Annotated in this window: 1 rRNA gene; it reads left to right on the forward strand. The window is 64.0% G+C overall.

Annotated features, from left to right (window positions below):
* Positions 1–132 precede the first annotated feature (132 nt).
* A 5S ribosomal RNA gene (gene rrf / locus EPD81_RS08320) occupies positions 133–247 on the forward strand.
* The last annotated feature ends 67 nt before the right edge of the window (positions 248–314 follow it).

Genomic DNA, 314 nt, shown 5'->3' on the forward strand with positions numbered 1-314 from the left:
AAGGCGGGTAACCGCTTGAGCTGAGCGCTACTAATTGCCCGTGCGGCTTGATCCTATAGCCGTGCCATGCACCCCACCCCTCACACACACCCCCACCCAACACCCCTTGCCCCGCTTGTGACCCCGTCACTGTCTGACGCCCATGGCGCGCCGGCACCACGCCTTCCCATCCCGAACAGGACCGTGAAACGGCGCCGCGCCGATGATACTGGAGCTCCGCCTCCGGGAACGTAGGTCAGCGTCAGACATCCCCTACGCCGCACAACAAAACCCCCTGCCAAAACGGTAGGGGGTTTTTGCGTCGACCTCGTGGG

The sequence above is a fragment of the Tepidiphilus sp. J10 genome (genome assembly GCF_006980785.1).
GTDB classification, from domain to species: Bacteria; Pseudomonadota; Gammaproteobacteria; order Burkholderiales; family Rhodocyclaceae; genus Tepidiphilus; species Tepidiphilus olei.